The organism is Clostridiales bacterium (assembly GCA_030016385.1).
Classification (GTDB): Bacteria; Bacillota; Clostridia; order Clostridiales; family Oxobacteraceae; genus JASEJN01.
The window spans coordinates 31,621-56,375 of sequence record JASEJN010000002.1; the positions used below are offsets into that span (position 1 = coordinate 31,621).

Annotated in this window: 41 protein-coding genes; all 41 read right to left on the bottom strand. The window is 38.7% G+C overall.

Annotation, left to right across the window (positions count from 1 at the left end; translation table 11 throughout):
- Nucleotides 1–148: 148 nt before the first annotated feature.
- The 41 genes from amrS to tuf all read right to left on the bottom strand — a co-directional run bounded on the left by amrS (nucleotide 149) and on the right by tuf (nucleotide 24,605).
- Nucleotides 149–1,141 (bottom strand): AmmeMemoRadiSam system radical SAM enzyme, encoded by a 993-nt coding sequence (gene amrS, locus QME45_00670; protein MDI6617172.1) that lies wholly within the window; start codon nucleotides 1,139–1,141, stop codon nucleotides 149–151.
- A 9-nt stretch (nucleotides 1,142–1,150) separates the two neighbouring features.
- Nucleotides 1,151–2,563: an AmmeMemoRadiSam system protein A gene (gene amrA, locus QME45_00675; GenBank protein MDI6617173.1), complete on the bottom strand. Its 1,413-nt coding sequence runs from the start codon at nucleotides 2,561–2,563 to the stop codon at nucleotides 1,151–1,153.
- 214 nt (nucleotides 2,564–2,777) lie between these two features.
- On the bottom strand, nucleotides 2,778–3,485 hold the full coding sequence (cwlD, locus tag QME45_00680; GenBank protein MDI6617174.1) for an N-acetylmuramoyl-L-alanine amidase CwlD: 708 nt from the start codon (nucleotides 3,483–3,485) through the stop codon (nucleotides 2,778–2,780).
- A gap of 89 nt (nucleotides 3,486–3,574) precedes the next feature.
- Nucleotides 3,575–3,967: a 30S ribosomal protein S9 gene (gene rpsI, locus QME45_00685; protein ID MDI6617175.1), complete on the bottom strand. Its 393-nt coding sequence runs from the start codon at nucleotides 3,965–3,967 to the stop codon at nucleotides 3,575–3,577.
- A 23-nt stretch (nucleotides 3,968–3,990) separates the two neighbouring features.
- Complete coding sequence (gene rplM, locus QME45_00690; protein MDI6617176.1) at nucleotides 3,991–4,434, bottom strand: 50S ribosomal protein L13; 444 nt, start codon at nucleotides 4,432–4,434, stop codon at nucleotides 3,991–3,993.
- Nucleotides 4,435–4,623: 189 nt separating this feature from the next.
- Entirely contained in the window at nucleotides 4,624–5,358 is a 735-nt protein-coding gene (gene truA / locus QME45_00695) for a tRNA pseudouridine(38-40) synthase TruA (protein MDI6617177.1), read from the bottom strand.
- Between the two features lie 104 nt (nucleotides 5,359–5,462).
- Nucleotides 5,463–6,263, bottom strand: a complete 801-nt coding sequence (locus QME45_00700) for an energy-coupling factor transporter transmembrane component T (protein ID MDI6617178.1) — start codon at nucleotides 6,261–6,263, stop codon at nucleotides 5,463–5,465.
- Nucleotides 6,256–7,119 carry an energy-coupling factor transporter ATPase gene (locus QME45_00705; protein MDI6617179.1) on the bottom strand — a complete coding sequence of 288 codons (864 nt, stop codon included), beginning with the start codon at nucleotides 7,117–7,119 and terminating at the stop codon, nucleotides 6,256–6,258. Before QME45_00705 ends, QME45_00700 begins: the two co-directional genes overlap by 8 nt.
- On the bottom strand, nucleotides 7,110–7,946 hold the full coding sequence (locus QME45_00710) for an energy-coupling factor transporter ATPase (protein MDI6617180.1): 837 nt from the start codon (nucleotides 7,944–7,946) through the stop codon (nucleotides 7,110–7,112). Before QME45_00710 ends, QME45_00705 begins: the two co-directional genes overlap by 10 nt.
- 108 nt (nucleotides 7,947–8,054) lie before the next feature.
- On the bottom strand, nucleotides 8,055–8,396 hold the full coding sequence (gene rplQ, locus QME45_00715) for a 50S ribosomal protein L17 (protein ID MDI6617181.1): 342 nt from the start codon (nucleotides 8,394–8,396) through the stop codon (nucleotides 8,055–8,057).
- A 17-nt stretch (nucleotides 8,397–8,413) separates the two neighbouring features.
- Nucleotides 8,414–9,361, bottom strand: a complete 948-nt coding sequence (locus tag QME45_00720; GenBank protein ID MDI6617182.1) for a DNA-directed RNA polymerase subunit alpha — start codon at nucleotides 9,359–9,361, stop codon at nucleotides 8,414–8,416.
- A gap of 60 nt (nucleotides 9,362–9,421) precedes the next feature.
- A complete protein-coding gene (gene rpsD / locus QME45_00725) occupies nucleotides 9,422–10,042 on the bottom strand; it encodes a 30S ribosomal protein S4 (GenBank protein MDI6617183.1) in 621 nt (206 codons plus the stop codon).
- A gap of 18 nt (nucleotides 10,043–10,060) precedes the next feature.
- Nucleotides 10,061–10,468: a 30S ribosomal protein S11 gene (rpsK, locus tag QME45_00730; GenBank protein MDI6617184.1), complete on the bottom strand. Its 408-nt coding sequence runs from the start codon at nucleotides 10,466–10,468 to the stop codon at nucleotides 10,061–10,063.
- Nucleotides 10,469–10,480: 12 nt separating this feature from the next.
- A complete protein-coding gene (rpsM, locus tag QME45_00735) occupies nucleotides 10,481–10,864 on the bottom strand; it encodes a 30S ribosomal protein S13 (GenBank protein MDI6617185.1) in 384 nt (127 codons plus the stop codon).
- 116 nt (nucleotides 10,865–10,980) lie between these two features.
- Nucleotides 10,981–11,094, bottom strand: a complete 114-nt coding sequence (gene rpmJ / locus QME45_00740) for a 50S ribosomal protein L36 (GenBank protein MDI6617186.1) — start codon at nucleotides 11,092–11,094, stop codon at nucleotides 10,981–10,983.
- Between the two features lie 13 nt (nucleotides 11,095–11,107).
- The gene (gene infA / locus QME45_00745) at nucleotides 11,108–11,326 is read right to left on the bottom strand and encodes a translation initiation factor IF-1 (GenBank protein MDI6617187.1); all 219 of its coding nucleotides are present in this window, start codon (nucleotides 11,324–11,326) and stop codon (nucleotides 11,108–11,110) included.
- A gap of 7 nt (nucleotides 11,327–11,333) precedes the next feature.
- Complete coding sequence (locus QME45_00750) at nucleotides 11,334–11,612, bottom strand: RNA-binding protein (protein MDI6617188.1); 279 nt, start codon at nucleotides 11,610–11,612, stop codon at nucleotides 11,334–11,336.
- Nucleotides 11,613–11,721: 109 nt separating this feature from the next.
- A complete protein-coding gene (locus QME45_00755; protein MDI6617189.1) occupies nucleotides 11,722–12,366 on the bottom strand; it encodes an adenylate kinase in 645 nt (214 codons plus the stop codon).
- A gap of 51 nt (nucleotides 12,367–12,417) precedes the next feature.
- Nucleotides 12,418–13,689: a preprotein translocase subunit SecY gene (secY, locus tag QME45_00760; protein MDI6617190.1), complete on the bottom strand. Its 1,272-nt coding sequence runs from the start codon at nucleotides 13,687–13,689 to the stop codon at nucleotides 12,418–12,420.
- Nucleotides 13,690–14,130 carry a 50S ribosomal protein L15 gene (rplO, locus tag QME45_00765; protein ID MDI6617191.1) on the bottom strand — a complete coding sequence of 147 codons (441 nt, stop codon included), beginning with the start codon at nucleotides 14,128–14,130 and terminating at the stop codon, nucleotides 13,690–13,692.
- 42 nt (nucleotides 14,131–14,172) lie between these two features.
- Nucleotides 14,173–14,355 carry a 50S ribosomal protein L30 gene (gene rpmD / locus QME45_00770; protein ID MDI6617192.1) on the bottom strand — a complete coding sequence of 61 codons (183 nt, stop codon included), beginning with the start codon at nucleotides 14,353–14,355 and terminating at the stop codon, nucleotides 14,173–14,175.
- 11 nt (nucleotides 14,356–14,366) lie between these two features.
- Nucleotides 14,367–14,864: a 30S ribosomal protein S5 gene (gene rpsE / locus QME45_00775; GenBank protein MDI6617193.1), complete on the bottom strand. Its 498-nt coding sequence runs from the start codon at nucleotides 14,862–14,864 to the stop codon at nucleotides 14,367–14,369.
- Nucleotides 14,865–14,876: 12 nt separating this feature from the next.
- The gene (gene rplR / locus QME45_00780; protein ID MDI6617194.1) at nucleotides 14,877–15,245 is read right to left on the bottom strand and encodes a 50S ribosomal protein L18; all 369 of its coding nucleotides are present in this window, start codon (nucleotides 15,243–15,245) and stop codon (nucleotides 14,877–14,879) included.
- Between the two features lie 17 nt (nucleotides 15,246–15,262).
- Complete coding sequence (gene rplF / locus QME45_00785; GenBank protein ID MDI6617195.1) at nucleotides 15,263–15,811, bottom strand: 50S ribosomal protein L6; 549 nt, start codon at nucleotides 15,809–15,811, stop codon at nucleotides 15,263–15,265.
- Between the two features lie 27 nt (nucleotides 15,812–15,838).
- A complete protein-coding gene (gene rpsH, locus QME45_00790) occupies nucleotides 15,839–16,237 on the bottom strand; it encodes a 30S ribosomal protein S8 (GenBank protein ID MDI6617196.1) in 399 nt (132 codons plus the stop codon).
- Nucleotides 16,238–16,266: 29 nt separating this feature from the next.
- Nucleotides 16,267–16,452, bottom strand: a complete 186-nt coding sequence (locus QME45_00795) for a type Z 30S ribosomal protein S14 (protein MDI6617197.1) — start codon at nucleotides 16,450–16,452, stop codon at nucleotides 16,267–16,269.
- A 17-nt stretch (nucleotides 16,453–16,469) separates the two neighbouring features.
- On the bottom strand, nucleotides 16,470–17,012 hold the full coding sequence (gene rplE / locus QME45_00800) for a 50S ribosomal protein L5 (protein MDI6617198.1): 543 nt from the start codon (nucleotides 17,010–17,012) through the stop codon (nucleotides 16,470–16,472).
- Between the two features lie 20 nt (nucleotides 17,013–17,032).
- Nucleotides 17,033–17,365 (bottom strand): 50S ribosomal protein L24, encoded by a 333-nt coding sequence (rplX, locus tag QME45_00805; protein MDI6617199.1) that lies wholly within the window; start codon nucleotides 17,363–17,365, stop codon nucleotides 17,033–17,035.
- A gap of 17 nt (nucleotides 17,366–17,382) precedes the next feature.
- Nucleotides 17,383–17,751, bottom strand: coding sequence for a 50S ribosomal protein L14 (rplN, locus tag QME45_00810; GenBank protein ID MDI6617200.1), 369 nt, complete (start codon nucleotides 17,749–17,751; stop codon nucleotides 17,383–17,385).
- Nucleotides 17,752–17,779: 28 nt separating this feature from the next.
- A complete protein-coding gene (rpsQ, locus tag QME45_00815; GenBank protein ID MDI6617201.1) occupies nucleotides 17,780–18,034 on the bottom strand; it encodes a 30S ribosomal protein S17 in 255 nt (84 codons plus the stop codon).
- Between the two features lie 19 nt (nucleotides 18,035–18,053).
- Nucleotides 18,054–18,266: a 50S ribosomal protein L29 gene (rpmC, locus tag QME45_00820; GenBank protein ID MDI6617202.1), complete on the bottom strand. Its 213-nt coding sequence runs from the start codon at nucleotides 18,264–18,266 to the stop codon at nucleotides 18,054–18,056.
- Nucleotides 18,256–18,699, bottom strand: a complete 444-nt coding sequence (gene rplP, locus QME45_00825) for a 50S ribosomal protein L16 (GenBank protein ID MDI6617203.1) — start codon at nucleotides 18,697–18,699, stop codon at nucleotides 18,256–18,258. Before rplP ends, rpmC begins: the two co-directional genes overlap by 11 nt.
- A 20-nt stretch (nucleotides 18,700–18,719) precedes the next feature.
- On the bottom strand, nucleotides 18,720–19,400 hold the full coding sequence (gene rpsC, locus QME45_00830; GenBank protein MDI6617204.1) for a 30S ribosomal protein S3: 681 nt from the start codon (nucleotides 19,398–19,400) through the stop codon (nucleotides 18,720–18,722).
- A gap of 14 nt (nucleotides 19,401–19,414) precedes the next feature.
- Nucleotides 19,415–19,756, bottom strand: a complete 342-nt coding sequence (gene rplV, locus QME45_00835; GenBank protein MDI6617205.1) for a 50S ribosomal protein L22 — start codon at nucleotides 19,754–19,756, stop codon at nucleotides 19,415–19,417.
- A gap of 21 nt (nucleotides 19,757–19,777) precedes the next feature.
- Nucleotides 19,778–20,062 (bottom strand): 30S ribosomal protein S19, encoded by a 285-nt coding sequence (gene rpsS / locus QME45_00840; protein MDI6617206.1) that lies wholly within the window; start codon nucleotides 20,060–20,062, stop codon nucleotides 19,778–19,780.
- A 34-nt stretch (nucleotides 20,063–20,096) separates the two neighbouring features.
- Nucleotides 20,097–20,930 (bottom strand): 50S ribosomal protein L2, encoded by an 834-nt coding sequence (rplB, locus tag QME45_00845; protein ID MDI6617207.1) that lies wholly within the window; start codon nucleotides 20,928–20,930, stop codon nucleotides 20,097–20,099.
- A 23-nt stretch (nucleotides 20,931–20,953) separates the two neighbouring features.
- Nucleotides 20,954–21,247 (bottom strand): 50S ribosomal protein L23, encoded by a 294-nt coding sequence (gene rplW, locus QME45_00850; protein MDI6617208.1) that lies wholly within the window; start codon nucleotides 21,245–21,247, stop codon nucleotides 20,954–20,956.
- Nucleotides 21,244–21,864 carry a 50S ribosomal protein L4 gene (rplD, locus tag QME45_00855; protein ID MDI6617209.1) on the bottom strand — a complete coding sequence of 207 codons (621 nt, stop codon included), beginning with the start codon at nucleotides 21,862–21,864 and terminating at the stop codon, nucleotides 21,244–21,246. The genes rplW and rplD overlap by 4 nt, the downstream gene beginning before the upstream one ends.
- 23 nt (nucleotides 21,865–21,887) lie before the next feature.
- Nucleotides 21,888–22,520 (bottom strand): 50S ribosomal protein L3, encoded by a 633-nt coding sequence (gene rplC, locus QME45_00860; protein MDI6617210.1) that lies wholly within the window; start codon nucleotides 22,518–22,520, stop codon nucleotides 21,888–21,890.
- Between the two features lie 77 nt (nucleotides 22,521–22,597).
- Entirely contained in the window at nucleotides 22,598–22,906 is a 309-nt protein-coding gene (gene rpsJ / locus QME45_00865; protein MDI6617211.1) for a 30S ribosomal protein S10, read from the bottom strand.
- Nucleotides 22,907–23,408: 502 nt separating this feature from the next.
- On the bottom strand, nucleotides 23,409–24,605 hold the full coding sequence (gene tuf, locus QME45_00870) for an elongation factor Tu (GenBank protein MDI6617212.1): 1,197 nt from the start codon (nucleotides 24,603–24,605) through the stop codon (nucleotides 23,409–23,411).
- Between the last annotated feature and the right edge of the window lie 150 nt (nucleotides 24,606–24,755).

Here is a 24,755-nt window from a genome sequence, read left to right on the forward strand (position 1 = left end):
AAATATGCAAACCATTTTATTTTTCTTAATTCATCAAATTTCCAGTTTGTAATATAGACTATGCTATTTCGAACAACGGATGAGTGTTCAAAATAGCATAGTCATATTGTCCATACTAAATTCATATTACAAACATCGGTTTGAAAAGTCAAAGATTTTTATCATATACCAACGGTATTTCCCTGCCACAATATTTGCATCTTCCATTTTCGATGCCATCCATGCTTACGGTCAGATCCCTTTTTATCACAGTCTTTTTGCAGTTAGGGCAATAAGTGGAATTATCATACCCCCATAAGTTCCCAACATATACATAGTTAAGGTACTTCTTTGATTCCTCTTTAGCCTTGATAAGCGTATTCTCTGAAGTCGGAGCATTTGAAAGCTTATAATTCGGAAAATATCTTGAAAGATGGAGAGGTATATTTCTGTCTATGCCCGAAATCCAGCTTGCTATCCTGCCTATTTCTTCTATGTCATCGTTTAAATTCGTTACGACAAGCGTCGTTATTTCAACATGGCATTTTTTTGCTGCAATTTCGACCGTCCTTTTCACAGGCTCAAGAAGGCCTTTGCATATGTCCTTATAATATTTTTCTGTAAATCCCTTTACATCTATGTTCACAGCATCTATATACGGCAAAAGCTCATTTAAAGGATCCTCGTTTATAAACCCGTTTGTAACGAGAACGTTTTTTAATCCCTTTTTTTTTGCTGACTTTGCAGTCTCAAGCACAAATTCATACCATATTGAAGGTTCATTATAAGTATATGCGATGCCTATATTACCTTTTTCACTTGCAGCCAGGTCAACTAATTTTTCCGATGTTATAAACTGAGTTTGTGCATTTTCCTGGGATATTTCGAAGTTCTGACAAAAGCTGCATTTAAGATTGCAACCGACAGTACCGACAGAAAGTATTTTAGAACCCGGATAAAAATGATACAAGGGCTTTTTTTCTATGGGATCCATCGCGATGGCGGCAATTCTATTATAGTTTAATGTGAATAATTTGCCTCCCATATTCATCCTTACGGAACATGCGCCCTTAGATCCATCCTCTACCCTGCAATTATGAGGGCAAAGCTTGCATTGCACTCTATTATTTTCCAGTTTTTCATAGTATGCTGCCTCTTTCATATATATCACCTACCGATGCCTTGTAACTTCAAATTTTTCCATTGAATAGTTTTCTTCTTCATCTATTCTCCCCTTTTGGAGAGCTATGCTTATCTGGTCATCAACCGTGTCTACGCCTTCGATGTTTGGAAGCAGTAATCCCGATCTTCTGCCGCACCTTACGATAATGCCATATTTTTTTACATCCAACTCATCTTTTGATCTTACAGGCATTGATTTTTTAAGTATATCAACGGAATATATAATCTGATCCAGTTCCTCTTCTTCTACAGGGTAGAATCTTGGATCCTGGGTACCGGCGGATATCGCATTTCTGATTATTTCCTCGGCAATATTCGATCGCACTCCTTCTATTGTTCCAATACAACCTCTAAGCTGACCATTCTTTTTAAGGGACACAAATACTCCAGACCTATTTCTCGTCATTTCTGGAGGTAAACTGTCAGGTATATCCATAACTTTTCCTTCTCTTATGTAGTGCTCGAGGCTTTGCCTTGCAAGACTGACATATTCATCCTCCTTCTCTCTTATTTTTCTAACTCTTTCTTTCTTTAATTTAAAATAATCATCGACTTTTCTGTTCTTGTCATCCCGGTTTAACATATCAAATCCTGCGATACAGTAGCCTACTCCGAAAGGACCTTCATATGAATAAACGTGGCTTTTTACATCATATCCATCAAGAGTACCCATTGCAGTTATTATGGAACGGTAACCGCATTCACCGGCAGATTCTGTAAGATCCGCATCCATATTCATAATAGCGTCTACATCCATTTGCCTCAAGTATTCAACAATTTTTTCGTCAAACTCATGTCCCCTGGGTGAAAATCCTGCCGGCGCATCATGCGTTAATCTATGTGAAAGATCACCGCTTGCGATATATACCGCGTTTTCGCCGCATTCCTCTACTGCTTCCCGCACGATTCTGCCGAATTCATATAGTTCCTCATTTGACAGCAGCCCATATGTTATATGAACAAGCTTATAATTTCTGTATTTTTGATTGACAAAGTATAAGGGAACCATCGAACCATGATCAAGTTCATAGGGTATTCTGTATCTTTTGGGAGTATCTTCGTCTACTGAAGCAGTGGGTATATGATTTTCCGCAGATTTTCCAATTATTTTTGAAACGATATCGGAATCGATTTTATAATCATATCTCAGGTTATATGCTCCGAATCTTCCAAGATTACCTTTTATATATTCTCCAGTATTTATCGACATAGCATCATAAAATGAAGGCCCGTGTGGAGGGACTAAAATTATTATAACATCCGGCCTTAACTTTCCTATTTCTTCTGCGACTTTCCCGGCGGAATTCACAGTCGAAATAATTTCCCCTTCTTCGCCTCTTCCCACCTCATGCACCATGATTGGCGGGTGCGGCATTAAATAGGTTTTCAATAACTTGCCCATAAAACCACCTCTCATTTTCTTTTTAACCTTCGATTCGCTGAACCTAAAGGTTCACAATGCAGAGCGTGTTATTTATAATAAAATAGCGAATTACGAATTGAAGTTTTATTATATATTATTGACATTTTATTATATTTAATCAGCTTGATTTTACTACAAAAAAATAAATAAGTACACCCCCTGCCGCACGGGTGTACATTATTCGCTTCGCTCATCACATGCTTAATTCAGGTTTTGGCTCCGTAAAGAATCTTATAATTCCTATATACATGCTCCAGGCAATTTTTTCCTGATATTCTGGCAAAGAGAGGAGTTTTTCCTCCTCATCGTTTGATAGAAAACCACATTCTACAAGGACGGAAGGTATATTATTATCCTTCAGTATAAAATACTCCTTTGTGCTCTTCTCTATTCTGTCATTATTCCTGTTTAAAACGCGCTTCAGTTCTTGCTGCATTATCTTTGCAAGATGCTGGCTTATTTTTGAATTATAAAAGTAAAATACCTGTGCTCCATAATATTGAGATTGCGGAAAACTGTTTAGATGTATGCTTACAAGCATATCCGCATTGCTGTCATTTATTATCTGCTTTCTGTTCTTCATATCTTCCTTTTTTTTATTCGGGCTATCGACAGAATAAAGTCCGTTATCTTCCTCTCTTATCATTATTGCGACTCCTCCGCCCTCCTCTATATATTTTTTTAGTCTTTTTGCGATCTCAAGGTTTATATCTTTTTCCTTTGTGCCGTTTTTGCCGGAGGCGCCCGAATCCCTTCCGCCATGTCCTGCGTCTATGATTACCACTTTATTATTTACAGGGATGCTGAAACTGCCCTTTACCCTGCTGTAAATACTGTTCAATGCGACAATGATAAACACAGCCATTATCAAAAATGCTATCTTCTTTGCTAAAATACTCAAAATTATCCCTCTCATTATTTCATGCTATTAAAAAATTTATGCAAGGGATAAGCTAATTTATGATAAAAAAAAAGAGCAACAGCTCTTTTTTATCTTTTGGAAAATTGTGGTGCTCTTCTTGCTTTCTTTAAACCATATTTCTTTCTTTCTTTCATCCTCGGGTCTCTTGTGAGAAAACCGGCTTTTTTAAGTTCATTTCTCAAATCTTCATCAGCCTTTAAAAGTGCTCTTGCAATGCCATGCCTCAGTGCACCTGCCTGACCTGTAAAACCACCGCCATGTACGCTTGCATAAACATCGAATTTATCTAAAGTACCTGTAAGAGCTAATGGCTGTCTTACTACCATTCTTAATGTATCAAGACCGAAATACTGGTCAATTCCCCTTTTATTTATTGTTATGTTACCTTCGCCGGGCAACAACCTTACTCTTGCAATCGACTTTTTCCTTCTGCCTGTTCCTGTATATTGTACTTTTGCCATTATTTGTCCTCCCTTCGCCTCAATTACTTACCTGCACCTAAATCAAGAACTTCTGGTTTCTGTGCTTGATTTTCATGTTCAGGTCCTGCATATACTCTTAATTTTGTAATCATTTGCTTTCCCAAGGATCCTTTTGGAAGCATTCCTCTTACTGCCTCATAAACGGCAAATTCAGGCTTTTGAGCCAGCAGTCTTCTATAGGGAGTTTCTTTTAATCCACCGGGATATAAAGAATGATGCCTATACATCTTCTGGTCCAGTTTTTTACCTGTCAGAACGATCTTTTTTGCATTTACTATTATGACAAAATCACCTGTATCAATGTTAGGTGTATATATCGGTTTATTTTTTCCTCTAAGTATGCTAGCAACCTGAGATGCCAATCTTCCAAGGGTCTTTCCCTCTGCATCCACAACATACCATTTTCTATCGACATCTTCAGGCTTTGCTAAATATGTTGTCTTCATTTTTCTACCTCCTGTATTAATAAGAACAATATCTATCTCAAGGCCCGGGGCTAGTGGGTCTTTTTTGCACTATTTATAATTTTAATACAAGTACCCTGACGTGTCAAGGAATATAACGCAATCTTTCGGTTTTCAATATGAACTTGTCATGTTTTAAACACTTCATTTGCTGAATTCAAGTTCTATATATCAGTAATAAACACAGTCAAGGTATAATCCCTGCGGTGGTGCGGTTTTACCCGCTCTATTCCTGTCGCGGCTCTTTATTATGCCGTCTATATCATCCGGTCCTATTTTGCCCTTGCCGACATCTATCAATGTACCTGCTATTATTCTCACCATATTATACAAGAAACCGTCTGCTTCAATTTCCAGTTTTATAATATCACCGGTTTTTGTTATGCTTATGGATTTTACTGTCCTTATATTATTTTTTATGCTGCTTCCGGATGATTTAAATGCTGAAAAATCATGTGTTCCCAGGAAATACCCAGCAGCCTTTTTCATCTTTTCAACGTCTAAAAGCACGGGAACATGGGTGGTATACCTTCTATATATTGCAGAAGGGATCCTCCTGTTCAATATATAGTAACTGTATCTCTTACCCTTGTTCGAATACCTGCTGTGAAAGTTCTCACCGGCTTCCTCTGCACCTGTAACAACAATATCATCGGGCAATCTGCTGTTTATAGCCATCGGAAACTTGCCGCATGGTATTTTTGAATTCGTGAAAAAGTTTGCAACCATGCCTTTCGCGTGAACACCAGCATCAGTCCTGCTTGCACCTGTTAAACTGATCTTATGATTTACCGTATCTTCAATGGCTTTCTGCAATACTTGTTGTATTGACATACCATTTTTCTGCACCTGCCATCCGCAGTACTCTGTGCCGTCATATTCAATTATGATTTTAATATTTCTCATAAATATCGCACCTGTAAAAATATACTATAGACTCTTTAACCTATCAGCTTAGCGATTGAAATAATATTCTTCAAATATAAAATATGCGACTTTCTATCACTAACTTATTTTATAAATCTGCTATATATTGAAACAGCAGTAACCAAACATATAAAGCCCATTGCGATTATATCCCTTCGCTGTATTTTTAGCTGTTTCATCCGCGTCCTGTTCTCTCCGCCTCTGTAACACCTTGCTTCCATAGCCATTGCAAGGTCATCCGCTCTTCTAAATGAACTTATAAAAAGGGGTACAAGAAGCGGTACGAGATTTTTAGCCCTTTTTATGATATTGCCGGATTCAAAGTCAGCCCCTCTTGCCATCTGAGCTTTCATGATTTTATCTGTTTCATCCAGCAATGTCGGTATAAACCTTAAGGCAATGGTCATCATCATGGCAAGCTCATGAGCAGGTACCCCCATTTTTTTTAATGGATTGAGCAAATGTTCAATACCATCCGTAAGGGATATAGGCGATGTCGTGAGCGTCAAAAGGGAAGTCCCCGTAATAAGGAATACCAGCCTTAATACCATAAATCCGGCAAGATGGATGCCTTCTTTCGTAATCGTCAATGGACCTATCTTATAAATAACTGTACCTGTAGTTAAAAATATATTTATTAGTGCTGTAATTACAATTATCACAAAAATCGGTTTTAATCCTTTAAAGATGAATTTAATCGGTATTTTTGATATTATAATCGATATGATTATAAACAGCAAACCGGGAATATAACCTATAAAATTATTGACGATAAAGAGCGATACAATAAATATAAATGTAACTGTTATTTTAATCCTGGGATCTAATTTATGGACAATCGATTCCCCGGGTAAAAACTGTCCTATTGTTATATCCTTAATCATCTTTTCTACCCCTTAAATATTTGATTATCTCTCTTTTTGCTTCTTCTACAGTCAACACATCATCACTGACATTAATACCCTTCTCTCTCAGTCTTTTCATCAATAATGTCACCTGGGGTATGCCAAGTCCAATTTTAATGAGCATTTTGGACTCTTTAAATACCTCCCTTGGAGTGCCCGTTAATATACATTTTCCTTTGTTCATGACGATGATCCTGTCGACCAGTTTTGCGATATCTTCCATGCTGTGTGAAACCAGTATAACAGTCTTTTTATATTTATCATGCAGCATTTTTATTTCATTCAGTATTGAATCCCTGCCTCTTGGATCAAGCCCGGCTGTAGGCTCATCAAGTATTAATGTCTCGGGATCCATTGCAAGTACCCCTGCTATTGCGACTCTTCTTCTCTGCCCGCCGCTTAAATCAAATGGAGATTTTACCAGGCTTTCTTTGTAATCTAATCCAACCATTTTTAAAGCTTTTCTTACTTTATTGTCGATCATCTCATCACTCAGGCCCAGATTTTTCGGCCCGAAAGCGACATCTTTATATATTGTTTCTTCAAATAGCTGATACTCCGGATACTGAAAGACAAGTCCAACTTTTTGCCTTACAGCTTTTAGGTTGACTCCCTTTTTAGTTATATCGACATCATCTATAAATACACTGCCCGACTCCGGCTTTAACAATCCGTCAAAATGCTGGATAAGCGTGGACTTCCCTGAACCTGTGTGCCCTATTATCCCTATGAATTCACCATCTTCAATGTTTACCGATACATTGTCCAATGCTTTCGACTCAAATGGAGTGCCTTTCATATAAATGTAGTTTAAATTTTCCGTTCTTATTGACATAACTGCACCACCATTTCATCTATTGTGAGTGTATCAGGTGCAACATTTATTCCTTCTTTTCTCAGCTCAAATGCAAGTTCTGTCATCTGAGGCACGTCCAGACCAATCCTTTTTAAATCATCTACTCTTTGGAATACCTCTTTCGGAGTACCTGATAAAGCTATCTTTCCATTCTCCATAACGATTACCCTGTCAGCGTCAACTGCCTCTTCCATATAGTGAGTAATTAAAACTATCGTTATTCCTTCATCTTTATTTAGTTTTTTAATCGTATCGATTACTTCTCTTCGCCCCGATGGATCAAGCATTGCCGTAGGTTCATCAAGTACTATGCATTGCGGCTTCATGGCAAGGACTCCCGCAATCGCAACTCTTTGCTTTTGTCCACCTGAGAGTAAATGCGGAGCACGATTTTTATATTCCTCCATGCCCACTGCTTTTAAAGACTGATCCACCCTTTCCCTTATTTCCTGAGGCGGTATCCCCAAATTCTCCGGCCCGAATGCCGCATCCTCCTCTACTATTGTTGCAACTATCTGATTGTCCGGATTCTGAAAGACCATCCCTGCCGACTGCCTTATATTCCATAAATCTTTTTCATTATGGGTGTCAAATCCTCCTACAACAACTTTACCGGATGTGGGAATCAAAAGTGCATTTATGTGTTTGGCAAATGTCGACTTACCTGAACCATTGGGCCCGATAACAGCAACAAATTCGCCTTTTTTTATATTGATGTTTATATCCTTTAATGCAGCTTCATCCTGTCTCCCATCCTCTTTTTTATAGATAAATGTAAGGTCATTTGCTGTGATCATATCTTTCATTATTTCACCTTCTTGTGCCGCATACAGTAAATAAAACGGGACTAAGTTAACCGGACTATAATTACGCAATAACTTAATCCCTTAAATGTCGTATCACAGGTTTTAGTATCAGACAAGTTCCAGAATAACCATTTCTGCGGAATCACCACGTCTTGGCCCTTCCTTTAATATTCTGGTATAACCGCCTTTCTTTTCGGTATATTTCGGTGCCACCTTAGTAAATAAGTCGGTTACCACCTTTTCATCAAGTAAATATGAAATAACCTGTCTCCTTGCATGAAGGTCTCCCCTCTTAGCCAGTGTTATCATCTTTTCTGCTAAACTTCTAACTTCCTTAGCTCTCATCTCTGTTGTATGAATTTTACCATGTAGCAGAAAGCTTGTGGTAAGATTTCTTAACATCGCTACTCTCTCGTTGGTCGGACGGCCTAACTTTCTGTGCGCTGCCATATGTCTCCCCTCCTTTGTTACTCTTCACTTTGTTTTAAGCTTAAGCCTAATGCATCTAACTTTTGTTCAACTTCTTCAAGGGATTTCTTCCCTAAGTTTCTAACTTTCATCATATCTTCTTCAGTTTTCTGGGTGAGTTCTTCGACAGTATTTATTCCTGCCCTTTTCAGACAATTATAAGATCTCACAGAAAGATCCAGCTCCTCGATAGTCATATCAAGCACTTTTTCTTTTTTATCTTCTTCCTTCTCCACCATTATATTGACATCTGTCACATGGTCGGTTAAGGTCATAAATAACTTCAAATGCTCAATCAATATCTTTGCAGCTAAGCTTAATGCTTCGTCAGGCTTTATAGTACTATTAGTCCATATCTCAAATATAAGCCTATCATAGTCTGTTACCTGACCAACACGGGTATCCTCTACAGAATAGTTGACCCTTTTTACCGGGGTATAGATAGAATCAACAGGGATAACGCCTATAGGCTGGTTAGGCTCTTTATTCTTTTCCGAAGAAACATAGCCTCTGCCTTTATTTATATTGATTTCCATATATAATCTCGCATCTTCATTTAAAGTTGCGATATGGAGATCCTTATTGACTATTTCTACATCGCCTTCGGTTTTGATATCGCCTGCTGTTACCTCTCCTTCACCCTTTGCATCTATATACATTGTTCTAGGGCCCTCGCCATTTATCTTTAAAGCAAGCTCCTTTAGATTAAGAACCAGCTCAACTACATCTTCCTTTACCCCAGGAACTGTTGAAAACTCATGAAGTACACCATCTATCTTAATGGAAGTTACTGCTGCGCCTGGAAGAGACGACAATAATATTCTCCTTAATGAATTCCCAAGGGTTATGCCATAACCCCTCTCAAGAGGCTCTATGACAAATTTGCCATAGCTTCCATCCTCACTTGTCTCAACGCATTCTATTTTCGGCTTTTCGATTTCAATCATACTAATGAAACCCTCCTTCATAATTCGTTTAAAATTCTGAGGGCAATAATTCTACATCAATTATCTTGAATATAACTCAACGATAAGTGTTTCTTGTACAGGTATATCAATATCTTCTCTCTTAGGTTCAGCAACGACTTTTCCCTCTAAGCTTTCCATATTTACTTCAAGCCATTGAGGAACCGTTTTCGATACCTCAGCCAAAGCCTTGAACTTATCGATGTTTTTACTTGATTCTCTGACAGCTATTACATCTCCCACTTTTACCTGGTATGAAGGAATATTTACCTTACTACCATTTACTGAAAAATGTTCGTGTCTTACTAACTGCCTGGCTTCAGCTCTTGAATTTGCAAAGCCTAAACGGAATATAACATTATCCAGCCTCATTTCAAGCATTTTCAATAGGTTCTCACCTGTTATGCCTTTCTTCTTATCGGCTTTTCTATAATATCCTCTAAACTGTGTTTCAAGTATTCCATAAATCCTCTTTGCCTTTTGTTTTTCCCTGAGCTGTAAACCATAGTTTGAAAGCTTCTTTCTGCTCTGGCCATGCTGTCCTGGAGCATATGCTCTCTTAGCGACAGGACATTTATCTGAATAGCACTTATCACCTTTTAAATATAATTTTATACCTTCTCTTCTGCATAACCTGCAAACCGGTCCTGTATATCTTGCCATATCTGCACCTCCTTAAAGTTATACTCTTCTGCGTTTAGGCGGCCTGCAGCCATTATGTGGAATTGGAGTAACATCTTTAATCAAGCTGACTTCCAATCCTGCTGCTTGCAGGGATCTAATAGCCGCTTCTCTTCCTGCACCCGGGCCTTTAACATATACTTCAACTGTTTTTAAACCATGTTCTATAGCTGCTTTAGCAGCAGTTTCTGCCGCCATTTGAGCAGCATATGGAGTACTCTTCCTTGAGCCTTTAAATCCTAAAGCTCCGGAACTCGACCATGACAGTGCACTGCCTGTTGTATCGGTCAAAGTTACTATTGTATTATTAAAAGTGGATTTAATATGTGCTGCACCACGTTCTACATTTTTACGCTCTTTTCTCTTACGTACAATTTTTTTAGCTTTTGTAGTAGTTTGAGACGCCATTCATTTCCCTCCTTATTCCTTGATTTCCTTGCTCTTCTTAGCGCCGACTGTCTTCTTTGGACCTTTTCTCGTCCTTGCATTTGTCTTGGTCCTCTGCCCTCTTACCGGCAAACTTCTTCTATGGCGTATTCCCCTATAGCAACCAATTTCTATAAGGCTTTTAACGCTCATAGAAACATCCCGCCTCAAATCGCCTTCAACCTTATAGTTCTTATCTATATATTCCCTGAGTTTGTTGACATCGGCTTCCGACAGATCTTTCACTCTTGTATCAGGATCTACACCAGTTGCCTTCAATATCTTAATTGCCCTTGGTCTTCCTATACCGAAGATATAAGTCAAACCAATTTCTACCCTTTTTTCTCTCGGCAAATCAATCCCTGCAATTCTTGCCATTAAAAATTTACACCTCCTGGTATTTTTCATTTAGATTATTACTTGATTTATAAAATCAGAATTTCAGGATACCGGATAACCGGCACAGCCGCTCCCCGAAAAACTAATCATCCATATTATCCCTGTCTCTGTTTATGTTTAGGGTTTTCACAAATAACCATCACTTTACCATGCCTTTTTATTATTTTGCACTTTTCACATATACGTTTTACAGATGGTCTTACTTTCATGGCTTACCCTCCTTTACTTTGCCCTCCACGTTATACGCCCACGAGTCAGATCATAAGGCGACAGTTCAATGGTTACCTTATCTCCAGGAAGAATTTTAATAAAATTCATCCTTAACTTACCGGATATATGTGCGAGTACTTTATGTCCATTTTCTAATTCTACTTGAAACATTGCATTAGGTAGAGCTTCAATAACCGTGCCCTGCAACTCTATAACGTCTTCTTTAGACATAAGGTAATTATACCTCCTTACCATTTAATCCATTAATCAGGCCTAATTGTTTTAGTGAATTTTTTAAATCACTATTACTTACTTTGACATTATATTCGAATTTGTTTTTAATATCTTCGGCAACTAGATCCCGGATAATAACATGCTTTATTTTTTTCTTCTTAGGTTTTTCAATTTTTCTAAGATCTCCATCAGCAATCAGGACATATTCATTATCGATTATTCCAACGACTATAAAACATTTTTCTTTGTCTCTGCCGGCTTTAGAGTGTACTATCTGTCCCAAAACGATTCCCTCCGACTTCAAGTATATTCACCTCACTGACATAATATCGCCGCCATTATCATTCCTGCATGCTGTTTTTCATCTTTTTCAATTCATTTTATATATGATTCTATTTGCTTAGAATATTGCAGATATCACCAAATACTTTATCGATATCCTCTCCTCCATCAACTGAATACAAGATGCCAACCTGTGAATAATAATCAATCAAAGGAGACGTTTGTTTTTTATAAACATTCAGTCTTTCATTTACAGTTTCAGCCGTATCATCTTCACGCTGTATTAATCTGCCGCCGCATCTATCACAGATGCTATCCTTCGATGGCGGATTTAATAAAACATGAAAGCTTGCTCCGCAGGATGAACATACTCTTCTTCCGCTCAACCTTTCGACCAGAATTTTGGATGAAACATTTATATTAATAACATAGTCTATTTTTAAATCCATACTTATCAATATTTTATCCAAAGCTGCCGCCTGATTTACAGTCCGTGGAAATCCATCCAGCAAGAAACCGCTTTTGCAATCCTCTAATTTTATCCTGTTTTCAACAATGCCTACCGTGACATCATCGGGCACAAGCTGGCCTTTATCGATAAACTTTTTTGCTTCAATACCTAATCTAGTGTTATTTTTTATGTTTTCCCTGAATATATCACCCGTTGAAATATGTGGTATATCGTATTTTTTACTTATTCTTTTCGCTTGGGTACCCTTACCTGCTCCCGGAGGTCCTAAAAGTATAATTCTCATAGCTAAATCATCCCCAATTTTTTGTATGTTGAGTCATATTATAGAAATATTTTATCTAAGAAATCCCTGATAATTTCTCATTGTCATCTGGGCTTCCACCTGTTTTGCAGTCTCAAGAGCGACTCCAACCACAATCAATATTGAGGTGCCTCCAAAATAAAGACCTTTAAGCCCTGTATATTTATCCAGTAAATATGGTGTTAAAGCAATGATGCCTGCAAAAATACCACCTATTAATGTAATCCTGTTTACTATGGTCTGCACATAATCCATAGTTGGCTTCCCAGGTCTGATCCCCGGGACAAAACCTCCGTACTTTTTCATGTTATCGGCCATTTCTTTGGTATCGAAGGTTACTCCTGTATAAAACCATGTAAAGAATATAACAAGCAAAAAGTAAATCGTCAAATATATCCAGCTGCTTACGCTAAACCAACCGCCTGTAAGAAAAGCCTTCGTCCATGAAGCATCGGGGAAAAACGCTGCTATCGTCTGCGGGAACTGCATTATAGACATCGCAAATATAATCGCAATAACGCTGGACGAATTAACGTTTATCGGTATATGCGTGCTCTGTCCTCCGTACATTTTTCTTCCGACTACCTTTTTAGCATATTGGACAGGAACTCTTCTTTCAGCCATATCCATCGTTACAACTGCCGCTATCATAAAGATAATTAAAACAAGCAGCAAAATTACTTCCAGCCAGTTCGTAGTTTTTGTACTTAAAAGATTTCCTACAGTAGCGACCATACTTGGATATCTGGAAATAATACCTATAAAAATAATTAAAGAAATACCATTTCCAATCCCCTTGTCTGTTATTCGCTCACCAAGCCACATTAAAAACGATGTTCCTGCAATCAATGTTAAGATTATTATAAAAATATAAAAAGCACCGGTTTTAATCAATGCATTCTGATTCCTTAAAAGTAATGATATCGAAAATGCCTGGATCAAACCTAACACAATTGTACCATACCTTGTATATTGAGCAATCTTTTTTCTTCCCTCTTCCCCTTCTTTTTGCATTTGTTCCAGTTTGGGTATCGCAATCGCAAGAAGGCTGAATATAATCGATGAGTTAATATACGGTATGACACCCATGGCGAATATTGTAAAGTTTGCAAAGGCTCCTCCAGATAATATATCAAAGAACCCAAACAGCGAACCTCGTGATACCATCAGTTTGACTGCTTCCTTGTTAATATAAGGAACCGGTATAAAAGAACCGCCCCTGTATATAATAAGCATTAAAATGGTGAATAAAAATCTTTTTCTCAAATCAGGCATCTTCCATGCATCACGTATGGTTGACAGCATCTATATCACCTCTGCTTTTCCTCCAGCTGCTTCTATTTTCTGAGCGGCTGATTTAGTGAATTTGTGAGCTTTTACAGTTAACTTTCTAGTAATATCTCCATTTCCTAATATCTTAATGCCGTCCAAACTTTTCTTTATTACTCTTTTTTCAAGAAGCACTTCAGGAGTAACAACAGTGCCTTCCTCAAATATATTCAAATCTGATAATTTTACTTCTTCATATTCTTTGCTGAATATATTGGTAAAGCCAACCTTTGGAAGCCTTCTGTGCAGTGGCATCTGTCCTCCTTCAAAACCAGGCCTTACACCACCGCCTGAACGTGAATTCTGACCATTCTGGCCTCTTCCGGCTGTCTTCCCCTGTCCGGTACCGGTACCCCTGCCTCTTCTTTTAGTCTTCCTATTGGTACCCGGTGCCGGCTTAAGTTCATAAAGCTTCATGTGCTTGCACCTCCTTAATGTTTTGCTATACTATCTAATATTTTACTGTATTTCTTCAACTTTTAAAAGATATCCTATCTTCTTTATCATACCTCTGACTTGCGGAGTATCTTCAAATTCAACGGTTTTATTAATTTTTCTTAAACCTAACGCACGAGCCGTAGCTATATGGTCATCCTTCCTGCCTATAAGGCTTTTAACCAATGTGATCTTAAGTTTTGCCAAAGTTATCACTCCTAACCCAATATCTCTTCCACAGTTTTACCTCTGAGTTTTGCAACGTCTTCGACTGTTTTTAACTTTGAAAGCCCGTCAACTGCAGCATTTATTACATTTTTGGGATTACTTGAGCCCAGGGATTTTGCCCTGACATCCTTTATACCTGCCAACTCAAGAACAGCACGCACAGGACCTCCTGCAATAATTCCCGTACCTTCTTTAGCAGGCATTATAAGAACACTGCCCCTATCATACTTACCCATTATACTATGTGGAATTGTATTACCCACTATTGCAACATGAATCAGATGCTTCTTCGCATCTTCAATACCCTTTCTTATTGCTTCCGGAATTTCAGTCGATTTTCCGGTACCAACTCCTACATGACCATTGCTATCGCCAACTACAACAAGAGCAGCAAATCTAAAATTACGTCCGCCCTTTACAACTTTGGCAACACGGTTTATAAATACTACTTTTTCTTTTAGGTCAAGGTTGCTAGGATCTATTCGCATTAATTTCCCTCCTTAAAAATCAAGTCCTGCCTGTCTTGCAGCTTCTGCAAGTTCTTTTACTCTTCCATGATATATATATCCGCCTCTGTCAAACACAACTTTCTTTATTCCTGCTTCTATTGCTTTCTTAGCAATTAGCTCTCCGACTGACTTTGCGGCTTCCTTATTGCTCCCAACCGCCAGTTTATCTTTTAATTCTTTATCGAGACTGGATGCGGCAACTAAAGTTTTCCCCAATTCATCATCTATTATTTGTGCATATATGTTTTTTTCACTTCTGTATACGTCAAGTCTTGGGCGCTCGCCAGTACCGCTTATTTTAGCCCTGACTCTCTTATGGCGCATAAGCCTTTCTTCATTGCGTACAGACTTATTCAGCACTCTAATCTCACTCCTTTCTACTTCTTACCGGTCTTGCCTTCCTTGATCTTCACACGTTCATTCTCATACCTTATACCTTTGCCTTTATAAGGTTCAGGAGATCTTATATCCCTTATCTTTGCCGTGATTAAACCAACAAGCTCTTTGTCATTGCCTTTAATGATGATCTTATTCGCAGCAGGTGTTTCAAAAGTAACTCCCGGAACCTCATCCACCTCTACAGGATGTGAAAAACCTAATGTCAAAACTAATTTTTTACCCTGCATCTGAGCACGATATCCAACACCGACAAGATCAAGTACCTTTTGAAAACCATCTGTTACTCCAACCACCATGTTCCTTATTAAAGCTCTGGTAAGCCCATGAAGTGCTTTATGTTCTTTATCATCGCTCTGTCTTTTAACTATAACTTTTCTTTCATTTTCGTCGACATTAATGATTATATCTTTATGCATTTCCCGCTTTAGTGTACCTCTGGGACCAGCCACAGTAACTACATTGTTCCCATCTACTGTAACTTCAACCTTATCAGAATACACAACAGGAAGTTTACCAATCCTTGACATCGTTGCACCTCCTACTCAATCGATAAATTACCATATATAGCAAAGAACTTCTCCTCCCAAGCCTTCTTTTCTTGCCTGCTTATCTGTCATTATTCCCTTCGATGTCGATATTACGGCAACACCTAATCCTCCAAGCACTTTAGGAACGTCTTCCTTGCTTACATATACCCTAAGCCCGGGTTTACTGATTCTCTTTAATCCACTTATTACTCTTTCTTTGTTAAGATCATATTTCATCGTCACTCTCAATATCGGAACCGAACCGCTTTTTAAATCCTCTATATTCTTGATAAATCCTTCCTCCAACATTATATTGGCTATTGCCCTCTTTACGTTAGAGGCCGGAACATCAACAGTTTCATGCCTTACTACATTCGCATTTCTGATGCGTGTTAGCATATCAGCAATCGGGTCAGTCATAACCATTATTTCTGCCTCCTTTCAATCAATAGGAATTACCAACTTGCTTTCTTGCATCCAGGAATTTCTCCTTTATATGCCATTTCTCTAAAGCAAATACGGCATATACCGTATTTTCTCAATACCGCGTGGGGTCTGCCGCAAATTCTGCATCTCGTATATGCTCTAGTCGAGAATTTCGGCTCTCTTTTCCACTTTTCAACTAATGATTTTTTTGCCACATTCTTACCTCCTTCAATTATGAAGCAAATGGCATCCCGAGCAATTTTAACAGCTCACGTGCTTCTTCATCGGTTTTTGCACTTGTTACAAATACTATGTCCATCCCTCTTACTTTATCAACTTTATCATATTCGATTTCAGGAAAAATCAACTGTTCCTTAACGCCAAATGAATAATTACCTCTTCCGTCAAATGCTTTCTCAGAAACACCTCTGAAATCTCTAACCCTTGGAAGGGCTACGCTTAAAAATTTATCAGTGAATTCATACATTCTCGTTCCTCTTAAGGTGACCTTACAGCCAATCGGCATCCCTTTTCTCACCTTAAAGTTAGCAATAGATTTTTTTGCTTTTGTTATAACAGCTTTCTGCCCTGTGATTGTCGCAAGGTCTGAAGCAGCGCTATCTAAAGCTTTTGGGTTCTCTCTTGCATCGCCTACGCCCATATTCAGAACGACCTTTTCAAGTTTTGGAACCTGCATAGGGCTTTTATATCCAAATTTCTGCATCAAAGCAGGAATAATTTCCTTTCCGAATCTTTCTTTAAGCCTTGGAACCATGCCCTTTTCCTCCTTTCACGCTATTTGTTTTCGATTATTTCACCGCATTTTACACATTTTCTAACTTTTGTACCATCATTTAATACTTCGTTTCTTACCCTTCTGGCTGCGGCACAATTAGGGCAATATAAGGCTACTTTTGATGAGTATATGGGAGCTTCCTTATGGATGATGCCGCCCTTCTTTTCTTGCTTGCCCGGTTTCTCATGCTTTGCTACCACATTGACTCCTTCAACTACAACCTTGCCTTCAGTCCTTAAAACTTCTACAACCTTGCCTTTTTTATCTTTATCTTTGCCGGAAAGTACAACTACCGTATCTCCTTTTTTAACATGAACTTTTTTTAATGCCATCTAAGCCACCTCCCCGTTTATAATACTTCTGGAGCAAGCGAAAGTATCTTTGTAAAATCATTTTCCCTGAGCTCCCTTGCAACAGGTCCGAATATACGGGTCCCTCTTGGCTGTTTATCATCTTTTATTATAACTGCTGCATTTTCATCAAACTTTATATATGAACCATCCGAACGCCTTTTACCCTGGACAGTCCTTACTATTACGGCTTTTACGACTTCGCCCTTTTTGACAACACCTCCGGGTGTTGCGCTCTTAACGCTGGCAATTATTATATCGCCGATATTTCCTGTTTTCCTTTTAGAACCGCCTAAAACCCTTATACACATAATCTCTTTGGCGCCTGAGTTATCTGCTGCTTTTAATATGCTCTGCTGTTGAATCATAGATGTACCCTCCTTTCAACTTCAGGAATTATTGCGCCTTTTCCATTATTTCAACAAGCCTCCACCTTTTCTCCTTGCTTAAAGGTCTTGTTTCCATTATCAAAACTTTATCGCCGATTTTGGCTTCATTATTTTCATCATGCGCTTTAAATTTTGAAGTTCTATTGATTATTTTTCCAGTAACTGAATGCCGCACTCTTGTTTCGACTGCAACTACAATTGTCTTATCCATCTTGTCGGAAACTACTCTTCCAATTCTGGTTTTTCTGAGCGCTCTTTCCATATGAGCGAACCTCCTTTCATTATGCACCAAGAGACTTTAACTCCTTTTCTCTGATAATTGTCTTTATTTGCGCTATAGATTTCTTAACTTCACGAATCCTCATTGGGTTTTCAAGCTGCCCTGTCGCTAACTGGAACCTCAGATTGAAAAGCTCATGCTTTAGTTCATCAACTTTATTTTTAAGCGTTAAAATGTCATTTCCTCTCATCATTTCCAGATCATTAGCTTTCATCGCTTTCACCACCCATTTCCTCAACATCTGACCTTCTTACAAACTTGCTCCTTATAGGAAGTTTATATGATGCTAACCTGCAGGCCTCTTTGGCTTCTGCCTCGCTGGTACCTGATATTTCGAACATTACCCTGCCTGGTTTCACTACCGATACCCAGTATTCAGGCGAACCTTTTCCTGAGCCCATACGTGTTTCAGCAGGTTTTACAGTAACAGGTTTATCAGGGAAAATCTTTATCCAGATTTTACCGCCTCTTTTTAAATATCTTGTAATAGCAATTCTGGCAGCTTCTATTTGCTGGCTTGTGATCCATGCAGGTTCCAATGCGACCAAACCGTAGTCACCATATGCTAAAGTATTGCCTCTCATAGCTTTACCTTTCATTCTGCCGCGCTGTACTTTACGACGCTTTACTCTCTTAGGCATTAACATAGTATAGTATTCCTCCCTTCTTACTTGTTGGCAGCTTTCTCTTCTTCAGTCTTTGTATTACTCTTTTTAGGTTTCGGAAGAACTTCACCTTTGTATACCCATACCTTCACTCCAATTTTGCCGTATGTCGTATCTGCTTCTGCAAACCCGTAATCAATATCTGCTCTTAACGTCTGAAGTGGAATCGTTCCCTCATGATATCCTTCTCTCCTTGCAATTTCAGCGCCTCCAAGCCTTCCTGCGCAAACTGTCTTAACTCCCTTGGATCCCGCTCTCATTGCACGGTTTATAGCCTGTTTCATTGCTTTCCTGAAAGATATCCTTTTTTCAAGCTGCGATGCAATATTTTCTGCAATCAGCTGAGCGTCAACTTCAGGATTCTTTACTTCAATAATATTTATCAATACATTTTTACCAGTTAATTTTTCTAATTCTTTCTTAATCGAATCTACGCCTTCACCGCCACGTCCTATGACAATTCCCGGTTTAGCCGTATAAATATTGATTTTAACTCTATTTGCTGCCCTTTCAATTTCGGTCTTCGATATTCCGGCAGTATAAAGTTTTGACTTTATATATTTTCTTATCCTATTATCTTCAACTAAAAGGTCTGCAAAATTACGATTGCTTGCATACCATTTAGCATCCCAATCCTTTATAACACCGACCCTAAATCCATGCGGATGTACTTTCTGACCCAATATATATCCCTCCTTTATGCTCTTTCTCTTTCTTTTACGACAACAGTTATATGACTGGACCTCTTATTAATCCTGAATGCCCTGCCCTGTGCATGAGGCTGGAATCTTTTTAAAATCGGTCCTTCATCTGCATAAGTCTTAGCAATGTATAAATTATCCGGATTCATTTCGTGGTTATTTTCCGCATTTGCTACAGCTGACTTTATGACTTTAGTCACTATTTCGGATGCGGACTTCGGCGTAAACTTTAATATTGCTAATGCCTCTTTTACATCTTTACCTCTTATAAGCTTTAAAATTATATTAACTTTTCTTGGAGATATTCTCACATATTTGGCTATAGCTTTAGCTTCCATTACTTTACCTCCTTTACAAGGTTATTTCAATTCTGTAGATTTCTCGACATGAGCGCCGTGCCCTTTAAACGTCCTTGTCGCAGCAAACTCACCTAATCTGTGTCCTACCATATCTTCTGTTATATAAACTGGAACATGCTTTTTACCATCATGTACGGCTATCGTGTGTCCCACCATCTGGGGGAATACCGTTGAGCTTCTTGACCAGGTTTTGATTACCTTTTTCTCGCCTTTTTTGTTCATATCGACTATCTTTTTAAGCAGCGACTCTTGAACAAAAGGTCCTTTTTTTAGTGATCTGCCCAAATTACTTGCCTCCCTTCATTAAGGTTATCGATTTCTACTTATCATTTTTACGCTTGATTATAAATCTGCTGGAATATTTATGATGTTTTCTCGTCTTATATCCTAATGCAGGTTTGCCCCAAGGCGTCATCGGTCCCGGATGCCCTACAGGTGCTTTACCTTCACCGCCACCATGAGGATGGTCTACAGGGTTCATAACGGACCCTCTAACTGTTGGCCTTATGCCCATATGCCTTTTCCTGCCGGCCTTGCCTATGTTTATGATCTCGTTGGTAGCATTCCCGACTGTACCTATCGTCGCTCTGCATTCCAGCCTTACCATCCTGACTTCTCCGGAAGGCAGCCTTATCTGCGCATAATCTCCTTCTTTAGCCATCAACTGTGCGTTATTTCCCGCCGCTCTAACGAGCTGGCCTCCTTTTCCTGCTTTCAATTCAATATTATAAATAAAAGTACCCACAGGTATACTCTTTAAAGGAAGAGCATTTCCTGTCTTTATGTCAACATTTTCGCCGGATATCACCGTATCGCCGACTTTAAGCTCTTCAGGCGCTACGATATATCTTTTTTCTCCGTCCGCATAATTCAATAATGCAATATAAGATGTCCTGTTTGGATCATATTCTATAGAAGCGACTTTTGCGGGTACTCCGTCTTTATTCCTTTTAAAATCAATTAATCTATACTGTCTTTTATTTCCACCGCCTATATGGCGAACTGAAATCTTACCCTGTGCATTTCTCCCACCAGTTCTCTTTAACGAAACCAGAAGAGATTTCTCAGGTTTGGTTTTTGTAATCTCTTCATATGTCGAAACGGTCATTCCTCTTCTTCCTGGTGAGGTAGGTTTATATGCCTTTATAGCCATCTAAATTCCCTCCTTCTGTAGCCCTATTTAGACTGAAATAGTTCGATCGTTTTGCTATCCGGAGTCAATGTGACTATTGCCTTTTTCCAATCCGGCCTCTTGCCGACATGAACTCCGACTCTTTTTTCTTTCCCGGGTATATGCATTGTTGCTACCCTTTGTACTTTAACACCGAATATTTTTTCTACGGCATTTTTTATTTCTATTTTATTTGCATTTATGTCAACTGCAAATGTGTATTTCCTGTTACCCATCGCAGCCATACTTTTCTCAGTAACTATCGGTCTTTTAATAACATCATAGATACTTTCCATTATGCCAGCACCTCCTCCACTTTGGATACGGCTTCCTTGGTTATAATAAACTTATCATATTTCAATATGTCATAAACATTGAGATTGTTTACAGGAAGTACTGCTGCACCTTCAATATTCCTCACCGATTTATAAACAGCATCGTCTTTTACAGGAACAACTATCAATGCCCCTTTAGCATCGAATGATTTTAGCATATCCGAAACAACCTTTGTTTTTGGTTCATCCAAAGATAATTGATCGAGCACTATTATTTCTTTATCATTAACCTTCGATGAAAGCGCTGACTTCATTGCAAGCCTTTTAATTTTCTTTGGAAGAGTATAACTATAGTCCCTAGGCTTTGGAGCAAACACCACACCGCCATGTATCCACTGTGGTGACCTGATTGATCCCTGTCTTGCACGGCCGGTACCCTTTTGCCTCCAAGGTTTGATGCCTCCACCTGAAACTTCTCCCCTTGTTAGTGTGGATTGGCTCCCTTGTCTTTTATTTGCAAGCTGCATCTTCACGACCTGATGTACAGCCTCTTTATTTACTTCTACTGCAAATACATTATCCGCAAGTTCTATTTCTCCTACTTGTTCACCCTTTATATTATATAAAGCTGATTTAGGCATATTGCATCCTCCTTTCCATAATACTATATAGCTTTAACAGAATCCTTGATCAAAACCAGACCTTTTTGGGGTCCAGGAATTCCGCCTTTTATAAGTATCAAATTTTTCTCTGCGTCTGCTCTTACAACTTCAAGGTCCAAAACTGTAACATTTTTATTCCCCATATGCCCAGGCATATGTTTATTTTTAAATGTTCTGGATGGAAACGAAGATGCTCCCATGGAGCCAACCGCCCTGTGATATTTAGAGCCGTGCGCCATAGGACCTCTGTGAGCATTCCATCTTCTAATTGTCCCCTGAAATCCCTTTCCTTTAGAAACCCCGCTGACATCTACCTTTTCGCCCTTTTTGAAAATGTCTGCCTTTATTACATCACCGGCATTCATGTTTTCAGTATTTTCAAGCCGAAGCTCTCTTAAAAACCTCTTGGGGGATATATTTGATTTCGCGAAATGACCCTTCATGGGCTTATTTACCAGTTTATCCCTTACATCCTCAAATCCTACCTGTAAAGCATTATAACCATCTTTTTCAGCTGTTTTCTTTTGAACTACAAAGCATGGTCCTGCAAGTACAACAGATACTGGTATAGCTTTACCTGATTCATCGAAAATCTGTGTCATACCAATTTTTTTGCCAATTATTGCTTTTCTCAATTAACTACACCTCCTAAACGTATTAGCGGATCGCAATAGCGGTCATAATAGTTCTCAAATAACGAATCTATCGGACACTATAATTTAATTTCTATGTCAACACCTGCAGGAAGATCTAATCTCATTAAAGCATCAACCGTCTTCGGTGTTGGGCTTAATATATCAATCAGCCTTTTATGGGTTCTTATCTCAAACTGCTCTCTTGAGTCCTTATATTTATGGGGTGCTCTAAGTACTGTAACCGTATCTTTTTCAGTAGGCAGTGGGATAGGGCCTGAAACCTTTGCACCGGTCTTCTTAGCAGTATCAACAATCTTTTCAGCCGATTGATCGAGTATATCGTGGTCAAAAGCCTTTAATCTGATCCTTATTTTTTGATTTGCCATTTTTACAACCTCCTTCATCATCGCACGCTTAAATTCTTACGTACGACATGGAATAACCGTACACTGTACCAGGTGTTTCATTAAAACAGCAAAAAAAATCACCTCTACGGTATTATTCCCCGTCGCCCGATTACTTCTTCGGACATTCTCCACAAGAATTCCCTGAAAAATCAGCAACCTCTTGCTTCATAGCAGTCCACACAATTACAACTCTTATATTTTACTACATGTCACAACATAAAACAAGAGTTTATACTACAAAAAGTTTCGACTCGTAATATGAACTCTATGTTATTTTGAACACTCATTCATCGCTCAAAATAACATAATCCTAATTTATGCCTGATTTCAAATTGCGAATTGAAAACTACAAAAACTTCAATTCGTTAAACCTTCTGTTTGTAAAAAATTTCATTTATAAAATTATGAATTACTGTACACAAAAAGTAGCAATAGAAAGAGGAATTATATTCCTCTTTCCTTACTATCTGCATCTTTAATATTATTTATCAAGGATTTCGGAAACGACTCCCGCTCCAACCGTATGTCCGCCTTCACGGATAGCAAACCTTAATCCTTCTTCCATAGCTATGGGTGTGATCAGTTCAACTTCCATCGTGATATGATCTCCAGGCATAACCATCTCTACTCCTTCAGGTAACTTTATCGTGCCTGTAACATCTGTTGTCCTGAAATAAAACTGCGGCCTGTATCCGTTAAAAAATGGGGTGTGTCTTCCTCCCTCTTCTTTCTTAAGCACATATACCTGGCCTTTGTAATGCATGTGCGGATGAACTGTACCCGGCTTTGCCAGTACCTGACCTCTTTCTATCTGCTCCCTGTCAATGCCTCTCAGCAAAGCTCCGATATTGTCCCCTGCCTGCGCCTGGTCCAAAGTCTTCCTGAACATCTCAACCCCTGTTACAACTGACTTTAGCTTCTCACTCTTCAGTCCTACTACCTCTACTTCGTCGCCGACTTTTAATGTCCCTCTCTCAACTCTTCCTGTTGCTACTGTCCCACGTCCTGTAATTGTAAATACATCCTCTACTGGCATCAGGAACGGCTTGTCGGTTTCCCTCTTCGGCGTCGGTATATATGAATCTATTGCATCCAATAAATCATATATGGGTTTCGTCCATTTCGGATCATCCGGGTTCTCCAACGCTTTTAATGCTGAACCTACGATTATCGGTGTCTTATCCCCTGGAAAACCATATTCATTCAGCAAATCCCTTACTTCCATCTCCACTAGTTCGATAAGCTCCGGATCATCTACCATATCCGATTTGTTAAGAAATACTATGATGTATGGTACTCCAACCTGCCTCGCTAAAAGTATGTGCTCCCTTGTCTGCGGCATGGGTCCATCTGCTGCTGATACCACAAGTATCGCACCATCCATTTGTGCCGCTCCGGTAATCATGTTCTTTATATAATCTGCATGTCCCGGGCAGTCAACATGGGCGTAGTGCCTTTTATCAGTCTCATACTCAACATGAGCCGTGTTTATTGTTATTCCTCTTGCTTTTTCCTCAGGGGCCTTATCGATTTCGTCATATTTTGTTGCCTGTGCTCTACCCGATTTTGCTAAAACATAAGTTATAGCAGCTGTCAAAGTAGTCTTACCATGATCAACATGGCCAATAGTTCCAATATTTACATGTGGTTTGGTTCTTTCGTAATGAGCTTTCGCCATTTTATATCCTCCCTTAGCATTTATTTTAATATATTTAATTAATTTAACCTGCTTTGCAGTTTAAATTTGAGGAAATGTTTTTAACCACTTCGCTATAATCCAAAAATAACATTTAGCAGGTTTAAAACCTGTTTATCCCAACCCATAGGG

Coding starts and splice junctions, on each gene's coding strand:
- amrS (MDI6617172.1), bottom strand. CDS start 1,141: ATGAAAGAGGCAGCATACTATGAAAAACTGGAAAATAATAGAGTGCAA.
- amrA (MDI6617173.1), bottom strand. CDS start 2,563: ATGGGCAAGTTATTGAAAACCTATTTAATGCCGCACCCGCCAATCATG.
- rpsI (MDI6617175.1), bottom strand. CDS start 3,967: ATGGCAAAAGTACAATATACAGGAACAGGCAGAAGGAAAAAGTCGATT.
- rplM (MDI6617176.1), bottom strand. CDS start 4,434: ATGAAGACAACATATTTAGCAAAGCCTGAAGATGTCGATAGAAAATGG.
- truA (MDI6617177.1), bottom strand. CDS start 5,358: ATGAGAAATATTAAAATCATAATTGAATATGACGGCACAGAGTACTGC.
- QME45_00700 (MDI6617178.1), bottom strand. CDS start 6,263: ATGATTAAGGATATAACAATAGGACAGTTTTTACCCGGGGAATCGATT.
- QME45_00705 (MDI6617179.1), bottom strand. CDS start 7,119: ATGTCAATAAGAACGGAAAATTTAAACTACATTTATATGAAAGGCACT.
- QME45_00710 (MDI6617180.1), bottom strand. CDS start 7,946: ATGAAAGATATGATCACAGCAAATGACCTTACATTTATCTATAAAAAA.
- rplQ (MDI6617181.1), bottom strand. CDS start 8,396: ATGGCAGCGCACAGAAAGTTAGGCCGTCCGACCAACGAGAGAGTAGCG.
- QME45_00720 (MDI6617182.1), bottom strand. CDS start 9,361: ATGATTGAAATCGAAAAGCCGAAAATAGAATGCGTTGAGACAAGTGAG.
- rpsD (MDI6617183.1), bottom strand. CDS start 10,042: ATGGCAAGATATACAGGACCGGTTTGCAGGTTATGCAGAAGAGAAGGT.
- rpsK (MDI6617184.1), bottom strand. CDS start 10,468: ATGGCGTCTCAAACTACTACAAAAGCTAAAAAAATTGTACGTAAGAGA.
- rpsM (MDI6617185.1), bottom strand. CDS start 10,864: ATGGCAAGAATTGCAGGGATTGATTTGCCGAGAGAAAAAAGGGTAGAA.
- rpmJ (MDI6617186.1), bottom strand. CDS start 11,094: ATGAAAGTAAGACCATCTGTAAAACGTATATGTGAAAAGTGCAAAATA.
- infA (MDI6617187.1), bottom strand. CDS start 11,326: ATGTCTAAAGAAGACGTTATAGAGTTGCAGGGCACGGTTATTGAAGCT.
- QME45_00755 (MDI6617189.1), bottom strand. CDS start 12,366: ATGAGAATTATACTTTTAGGACCTCCGGGAGCAGGTAAGGGTACCCAA.
- secY (MDI6617190.1), bottom strand. CDS start 13,689: ATGCTGTCAACCATACGTGATGCATGGAAGATGCCTGATTTGAGAAAA.
- rplO (MDI6617191.1), bottom strand. CDS start 14,130: ATGAAGCTTTATGAACTTAAGCCGGCACCGGGTACCAATAGGAAGACT.
- rpsE (MDI6617193.1), bottom strand. CDS start 14,864: ATGCGAATAGATCCTAGCAACCTTGACCTAAAAGAAAAAGTAGTATTT.
- rplF (MDI6617195.1), bottom strand. CDS start 15,811: ATGTCAAGGATTGGTAAACTTCCTGTTGTGTATTCTGATAAGGTTGAA.
- rpsH (MDI6617196.1), bottom strand. CDS start 16,237: ATGGTTATGACTGACCCGATTGCTGATATGCTAACACGCATCAGAAAT.
- rplE (MDI6617198.1), bottom strand. CDS start 17,012: ATGGTTCCAAGGCTTAAAGAAAGATTCGGAAAGGAAATTATTCCTGCT.
- rplX (MDI6617199.1), bottom strand. CDS start 17,365: ATGGCATTAAAAAAAGTTCATGTTAAAAAAGGAGATACGGTAGTTGTA.
- rplN (MDI6617200.1), bottom strand. CDS start 17,751: ATGATTCAACAGCAGAGCATATTAAAAGCAGCAGATAACTCAGGCGCC.
- rpsQ (MDI6617201.1), bottom strand. CDS start 18,034: ATGGAAAGAGCGCTCAGAAAAACCAGAATTGGAAGAGTAGTTTCCGAC.
- rpmC (MDI6617202.1), bottom strand. CDS start 18,266: ATGAAAGCTAATGATCTGGAAATGATGAGAGGAAATGACATTTTAACG.
- rplP (MDI6617203.1), bottom strand. CDS start 18,699: ATGTTAATGCCTAAGAGAGTAAAGCGTCGTAAAGTACAGCGCGGCAGA.
- rplV (MDI6617205.1), bottom strand. CDS start 19,756: ATGGAAGCTAAAGCTATAGCCAAATATGTGAGAATATCTCCAAGAAAA.
- rplB (MDI6617207.1), bottom strand. CDS start 20,930: ATGGCTATAAAGGCATATAAACCTACCTCACCAGGAAGAAGAGGAATG.
- rplD (MDI6617209.1), bottom strand. CDS start 21,864: ATGCCTAAATCAGCTTTATATAATATAAAGGGTGAACAAGTAGGAGAA.
- rpsJ (MDI6617211.1), bottom strand. CDS start 22,906: ATGGCAAATCAAAAAATAAGGATCAGATTAAAGGCTTTTGACCACGAT.
- tuf (MDI6617212.1), bottom strand. CDS start 24,605: ATGGCGAAAGCTCATTACGAAAGAACCAAACCACATGTAAATATTGGA.